Raw genomic sequence first — 6,756 nt, 5'->3', positions numbered from 1 at the left:
TAGTTGGGACCTTGTCCCTGTGAGAGTAGGACGTCGCCAAGCAACTAAAGCACGAGTCTTTTGACTCGTGTTTTTTCGTGTTTTTAAACAGTACGTGAAAGAAGTAAGGGAATACATAAGTAATACAAACACGTCGCCCAAGGATAAAACATATTATATAAGAAATTGAGGTATATTTTTCTGAAAATTGTTAAGGACTAGAAGTGTATAATATGTTTATTTAAATAGGGGAGGAAAGATCATGAAATTACCAAGTGAAACTTGCATTGTTTGTGAGACAAAAGGAAAAGAAGGCATATATGTTTATAATAATTTGATATGTTATGAATGTGAAAGAGATATGGTGAATACTGAGACAAATGACCCGAAGTATATACATTATTTAAAACAACTTCGAAAATTAGAAGTATCATATTTTTAAATAGGCATATGCCTATTATTTTTTTTGTCTTAATATCTGTATAATAGATACAGAATGAATAATAAGGAAGAGGTATATATGAATCAAAATCGTATGCCTTTATATGAGGCGTTAATGGAATTTAAAGAAAGACGACCACTATCTTTTCATGTTCCAGGTCATAAGAATGGTTTAAACTTCCCTCAGGAAGCTATAAGGGAGTTTAAAGATATATTACCTATCGATGTAACAGAATTAACAGGATTAGATGATTTGCATAGTCCGTTTGAATGTATAGATGAAGCACAGCAATTATTAGCTGGTGTATATGGTGCGCAAAAAAGTTATTTTTTAATTAATGGTTCAACAGTTGGAAATTTAGCGATGATATTGTCTTGTTGCGGGGAAAATGATATTGTCCTTGTACAAAGAAATTGTCATAAATCAATCATTAATGGTTTGAAATTAGCTGGGGCTAATCCAGCCTTCTTAGATCCATGTATAGATGAAGTACATAATATACCAGTAGGTGTTCAAGAGGAAGTTATTAAGAAAGCAATTGCAAGGTATCCTGATGCTAAAGCGCTTATTTTAACGCATCCTAACTATTATGGTATGGGAATTGATTTGGAGGCAGGTATAGCTTATGCACATGCGCATAAGATCCCGGTTTTAGTAGATGAAGCACATGGAGCGCACTTTTGTATAGGTGGACCGTTTCCAAAGTCAGCATTAGCCTATGGTGCAGATATTGTGGTGCATTCTGCACATAAAACGTTACCTGCGATGACAATGGGGTCATACTTACATATAAATAGCCGTTTGGTGAACGAAGAAAAAGTTTCCGCTTATTTAAGTATGCTGCAATCTAGTAGCCCGTCGTACCCAATTATGGCTTCTCTTGATATAGCTCGATTTACAATAGCAGGTATAAAAGAAAAAGGTTACGATAAAATCGTTGAGTTTTTACGCCGATTTAAAGAAGGATTGCGCTCTATCCCACAAATAGCTACTTTGCAATATCCATTGCAAGATGAATTAAAGGTTACGGTACAAACTCGTTGTCAGCTATCAGGGTATGAATTACAGTCTGTATTTGAAAAGGCCGGTATATATACGGAAATGGCAGATCCATATAATGTCCTATTTATTTTGCCGTTGCAAGTAAATGAGGAGTACATGAAAGCAATAGAGATACTCCGAGTAGCGTTGCAACAATATAAGGTAAAAGACAAGACTGCATCTATTCGTTATACTTATAAAGGAGAAATCTCTCCTTTACCGTATACGTATAAACAATTAGAGAGATACAAAACGAAGCTAGTATCTATAGAAGAATCTGTGGATATGATAGCAGCGGAAATGGTAATTCCATATCCACCTGGAATTCCATTGATTATGTATGGAGAGAGAATTACTAAAGAGCATACAGAGCAAATTGCTCATTTAGAGAAAACAGGGGCTCGTTTTCAAGGTAGTACGAAATATATGAAAGTGTATGATATAGAAAGTAGGTTTTAGGATGAAAGGATTATTTGTAACAATTGAAGGGCCAGAAGGTTCGGGTAAGACAACATTAATTAAAAGGTTATTGCCGTACTTTGAGCAAAAGGACCAAAAGGTAATGGCGACGAGAGAACCAGGTGGTATTGCAATTTCTGAAGATATTAGGACGATTTTACATAAGCAAGAATATACAATGATGGAAGCACGCACAGAGGCGCTTTTATATGCTGCTGCACGTAGACAGCATTTAGTGGAGAAAGTTATGCCAGCACTTAATGAGAACTACCTTGTGTTATGTGATCGTTTTATAGATAGCTCTTTAGCATATCAAGGATATGCAAGGGGATTAGGTATGGACAACGTATTTGAGATTAATCGTTTCGCAACAGAAGGTTGTATGCCTAGCTTAACAATTTATTTAGACATTGAACCAGAGGTTGGTTTAGCGCGAATTGAAAAAGATGCAGGGCGCGAAGTGAATCGACTAGATATGGAAGACATCTCTTTCCATAAACGTGTGCGTGAAGGCTATTTACAAGTTGTGGAACGCTTTTCTGATCGTATTGTATTAGTCAATGCTGACCAACCAATGGAAAAACTTATAGAAGAAGTTGTTCAGATTATAGAAGATAAATTGGTATAATAGAAGGAAAGAATGAAATAAGTGAGGTATGCATTATGATGAAGACGTGGGAGCAGCTTTCTTCTATACAGCCCATCGGTGTCAAAATGTTGATGAATAGCATTGCAAAAGAGCGTATATCCCACGCTTACCTGTTAGAGGGAGGAAAAGGGACCGGGAAGTTCGCAACAGCAATTCAAATGGCAAAAAGCTTTCTTTGTTTACAAAGGGCTGGGGTAGAACCTTGTCACGTATGTACGAATTGCCGCCGGATTGATTCAGGTAACCACCCAAACTTACATATTGTAAAACCAGATGGATTATCTATTAAAAAACAGCAAATTCATGACTTACAAGAAGAGTTTTCGAAAACAGGATTAGAAGCAAATAAAAAAGTATATATTATTGAGCATGCAGATCGTATGACAGCGAATGCAGCGAATACACTCTTGAAATTTTTAGAAGAACCAAGTAGTGATACAACAGCTATTTTACTTACTGAACAAAGTCATCAGATTTTAAATACGATTTTATCTCGGTGTCAAGTTGTTACATTTAGACCTTTATCTACAGAATCTTTAATTAAGAGATTAGAGGAAGAAGGTATTACAGTCTCGTTATCGATGCTTGCTGCACAGCTTACAAATAGTTTTGAAGAAGCTTTATTAATGTGTAATGATGAATGGTTTGCACAAGCAAGAGCTTTAGTGATAAAATTATGTGAAGCGCTCGAAAAAGATAAAGCCTCTATTTTTTTTGTACAAGAAAAATGGGGGAAACACTTTAGAGAGAAAGAACAATTACAGCAAGGTTTAGATATGTTACTCCTTATTTATAAGGATTTATTATATGTTCAACTTGGAGAAGAAGATCGACTTGTTTTTCATGAGCAGAAAGAGATGTTTGAATCATTCTCCTATGCTCAGAAGCGCATTGTATCAGCTCTCTTTAATATATTAGAGGCAAAAAATAGAATCAACGCTAATGTAAATGCGCAGCTTGTGTTCGAACAGTTAGTGTTGCGGTTGCAGGAGGGATGACCGTTTTGTATGATGTAGTAGGTGTTCGCTTTAAGAAGGCCGGAAAGGTATATTACTTTGATCCGAATCAGTTCGATATCTCAGAAAATGAGTTTGTAATTGTAGAAACGGTAAGAGGTATTGAATACGGAAAAGTAGTTATTACTAAAAAGCAAGTTGATGAAAACGACGTTGTATTACCGCTTAAAAAGGTTATTCGTATTGCAAATGAAAATGATCGTACCATTGTTGAAGAGAATAAGCATGCTGCGAAAGAAGCATATCAAGTGTGTCAACAAAAGGTAGGAGAACATAATCTTGATATGAAGCTTGTAGATGTAGAGTATACGTTCGATCGTAATAAGATTATTTTCTACTTTACTGCGGATGGTCGGATTGATTTCCGTGAACTAGTGAAAGACTTAGCGGCAATTTTTAGGACAAGAATTGAGCTTAGACAGATCGGTGTTCGTGACGAAGCAAAAATGCTTGGTGGTATTGGTCCATGTGGTCGTATGCTTTGTTGTTCTACTTTTTTAGGGGATTTTGAACCTGTATCCATTAAAATGGCGAAGGATCAAAATTTATCATTAAATCCTGCAAAAATCTCTGGTTTATGTGGTCGCTTAATGTGTTGCTTAAAGTATGAGAATGATGAATATGAGGCAGCAAAGGAACAACTTCCTGATTTAGATCAACGTATACAAACACCACATGGTACTGGCCGTGTTATCGGATTAAATATTTTAGAAAGATTAATTCAAGTGGAACTAGTAGACAAGGAACGGATAGTAGAATATACGTTAGATGAATTAATGAATAAAGGGGTCGTTTCGAGTCAAACCACAGATTAATGAGGTGGGTGCTTGTGGAGAAAAAGGATATTTTTGCATCGGTTTCTAGTATGGAAGAGCAAATTGGGCATTTATACAAACAGTTGGGAGAATTAAAACAGCATCTTGCAGAATTACTGGAAGAAAACCAACATATAAAAATGGAAAATGAAAATTTGCGACATCGTTTTGAAGAAGTGCAGAATAAGGAAAAACAAAAAACTCAAAAACGCAAAGAAATGAAGCCGAAGACAGATATTGGTGAAGGTTACGATAACTTAGCAAGACTGTATCAAGAAGGTTTTCATATTTGCAATCTACATTATGGAAGTGTACGTAAAGAGGGAGATTGTTTATTCTGTCTGTCATTTTTAAATAAAAAGTGAAATTACCTTTCCAATATAATTGGAAAGGTAATTTTTTATACATGAGAGTAGAATGAAATTTATTTTTACATTAATAGAGGCTGAAATAGGGTAGGTTAAGTGTAAGAAAGGGAGCAATATATGAATTTATATGAAGATGAACGTTTAGATTACTTATTAGCGCAAGATATGAAGATTGTACAAAGTCCATCAGTATTTAATTTTTCTTTAGATGCAGTTTTACTTGCAGATTTTGCTTGGGTGCCAATTCAAAAAGGTAATTTACTTGATTTGTGTACAGGTAACGCAGTTATCCCTCTTTTATTAAGTACAAGGACAAAAGGGAAAATTACAGGTGTAGAAATTCAAGAGCGTCTATATGATATGGGAATAAGAAGCGTTCAATACAATAAGTTAGAAGAAAGAATCAATTTAATCCATGGAGATTTGAAAGATATGCCGGAGAAACTTGGGCGTCATCAATATGATGTTGTAACGTGTAATCCTCCTTATTTTCAAACACCACAAACCTCTGAGAAGAATATCAATGAGCATTTAGCGATAGCTCGTCATGAAATTATGTGCACATTAGAAGATGTTGTATATGCAAGTAGCCAGTTAGTGAAACAAGGCGGGAAGGTAGCATTTGTACACCGCCCAGGTCGTTTGCTCGACATCGTCACATTAATGCGTAAATACAAAATCGAACCGAAACGTGTGCGATTTGTTTATCCTAAGGCTGGTAAAGAAGCGAATACATTGTTAATTGAAGGAATTAAGGATGGAAATGCAGATTTAAAAATCTTGCCACCTCTTTTTGTATATGAAGAAAATAACGAATATACAAAGGAGCTTCGTTCAATTTTATATGGAGAAGAATAAGCATTGTTTTTATGTGGTGGAGTGTTCTGATGGAAGTTATTATGCCGGGTATACAAATCATATAGAAAAGCGGATTCAGACCCATAATAGTGGAAAAGGTGCTAGATATACACGTGCTAGACTTCCAGTTATTTTAAAATATGTAGAGGGTCACGAGGATAAACGAACGGCTATGCAAGCTGAGTATCACTTTAAACAGTTAACGAGGAAACAAAAAGAAGAATATATGCAAAAAGGAGAACGCTATGTGGCAGCAAAAAAGCTTTCAGCAAAATGAAAAGGGAGTTTTATATTTAGTACCGACTCCAATCGGAAATTTAGAGGATATGACATTTCGTGCAATCCGAATTTTAAAAGAGGCAGACATTATTGCAGCGGAAGATACAAGGCAAACGAAGAAGCTTTGTAATTATTTTGAAATTGAAACACCAGTTATGAGTTATCACGAGCATAATAAAGAAGTAAGTGGACGAAAAATTTTAGACAAGTTAGAAGACGGTAAGACTGTAGCCATTGTGAGCGATGCTGGTATGCCGTGTATTTCAGACCCTGGTTACGATATTGTTGTAGAGGCTGTAGCAGAACAATATCATGTTATTCCGCTTCCTGGGGCAAATGCGGCCCTTACAGCATTAATTGCATCAGGACTTGAGACAAAACACTTTTATTTCTATGGTTTCCTGCAAAGAAATAAAAAAGAACGTAAGAATGAGTTAGAAAAATTGCGCTATATTCCAACTACAATGATGTTTTACGAGGCACCACATCGTTTAGATGATACTTTGATTTCTATGCAAGAAGTATTAGGAAATAGAGAAGTTGTATTATGTCGTGAGCTAACGAAAAAATTTGAAGAGTTTATTCGTGGCACAATTGAAGAAGCAATTGAGTGGACGAAGCAAAATGAAGTTCGTGGTGAGTTTTGTATTTTAGTAGCCGGTTCAACAGAAGAAGCTACTCCAGAAGAACAATGGTGGGAATCTATTTCAGTATATAATCATATTGAACATTATATAAATGAAAAAGGTATGAATTCAAAAGAAGCGATTAAAACAGTCGCTAAAGATCGAGATTTGTCGAAACGAGATGTATATCAAATTTATCATGTCGATAAAAAATAAGCTTCTCA

The 6,756-nt window shown here is 35.5% G+C and carries 9 protein-coding genes; all 9 read left to right on the top strand.

Going from position 1 to position 6,756, the window contains the following annotated elements; translation table 11 throughout:
• Positions 1 to 241 precede the first annotated feature (241 nt).
• The 9 genes from BAU28_RS22705 to rsmI all read left to right on the top strand — a co-directional run bounded on the left by BAU28_RS22705 (position 242) and on the right by rsmI (position 6,748).
• Entirely contained in the window at positions 242 to 421 is a 180-nt protein-coding gene (locus tag BAU28_RS22705) for a sigma factor G inhibitor Gin (RefSeq protein ID WP_002174536.1), read from the top strand.
• A 78-nt stretch (positions 422 to 499) separates the two neighbouring features.
• On the top strand, positions 500 to 1,921 hold the full coding sequence (locus BAU28_RS22700; RefSeq protein ID WP_071720068.1) for an aminotransferase class I/II-fold pyridoxal phosphate-dependent enzyme: 1,422 nt from the start codon (positions 500 to 502) through the stop codon (positions 1,919 to 1,921).
• A gap of 1 nt (position 1,922) precedes the next feature.
• Positions 1,923 to 2,549, top strand: a complete 627-nt coding sequence (gene tmk, locus BAU28_RS22695; protein WP_025151188.1) for a dTMP kinase — start codon at positions 1,923 to 1,925, stop codon at positions 2,547 to 2,549.
• A gap of 35 nt (positions 2,550 to 2,584) precedes the next feature.
• Positions 2,585 to 3,568: a DNA polymerase III subunit delta' gene (holB, locus tag BAU28_RS22690; protein WP_025151187.1), complete on the top strand. Its 984-nt coding sequence runs from the start codon at positions 2,585 to 2,587 to the stop codon at positions 3,566 to 3,568.
• Between the two features lie 5 nt (positions 3,569 to 3,573).
• Positions 3,574 to 4,401 carry a PSP1 domain-containing protein gene (locus tag BAU28_RS22685; RefSeq protein WP_002174540.1) on the top strand — a complete coding sequence of 276 codons (828 nt, stop codon included), beginning with the start codon at positions 3,574 to 3,576 and terminating at the stop codon, positions 4,399 to 4,401.
• Between the two features lie 14 nt (positions 4,402 to 4,415).
• The gene (yabA, locus tag BAU28_RS22680; protein WP_000412059.1) at positions 4,416 to 4,766 is read left to right on the top strand and encodes a DNA replication initiation control protein YabA; all 351 of its coding nucleotides are present in this window, start codon (positions 4,416 to 4,418) and stop codon (positions 4,764 to 4,766) included.
• A gap of 120 nt (positions 4,767 to 4,886) precedes the next feature.
• Positions 4,887 to 5,627, top strand: a complete 741-nt coding sequence (locus tag BAU28_RS22675) for a tRNA1(Val) (adenine(37)-N6)-methyltransferase (protein WP_002174541.1) — start codon at positions 4,887 to 4,889, stop codon at positions 5,625 to 5,627.
• Positions 5,614 to 5,904, top strand: coding sequence for a GIY-YIG nuclease family protein (locus tag BAU28_RS22670; protein ID WP_002174542.1), 291 nt, complete (start codon positions 5,614 to 5,616; stop codon positions 5,902 to 5,904). Before BAU28_RS22675 ends, BAU28_RS22670 begins: the two co-directional genes overlap by 14 nt.
• Entirely contained in the window at positions 5,873 to 6,748 is an 876-nt protein-coding gene (rsmI, locus tag BAU28_RS22665; RefSeq protein ID WP_002174543.1) for a 16S rRNA (cytidine(1402)-2'-O)-methyltransferase, read from the top strand. The genes BAU28_RS22670 and rsmI overlap by 32 nt, the downstream gene beginning before the upstream one ends.
• Positions 6,749 to 6,756 lie beyond the last annotated feature (8 nt).

It is taken from the genome of Bacillus paramycoides, assembly GCF_001884235.1.
Lineage (GTDB): Bacteria > Bacillota > Bacilli > Bacillales > Bacillaceae_G > Bacillus_A > Bacillus_A paramycoides.
The sequence above is the reverse complement of the archived record's forward strand: the minus strand, read 5'-3'. Positions and strand labels throughout refer to the sequence as shown.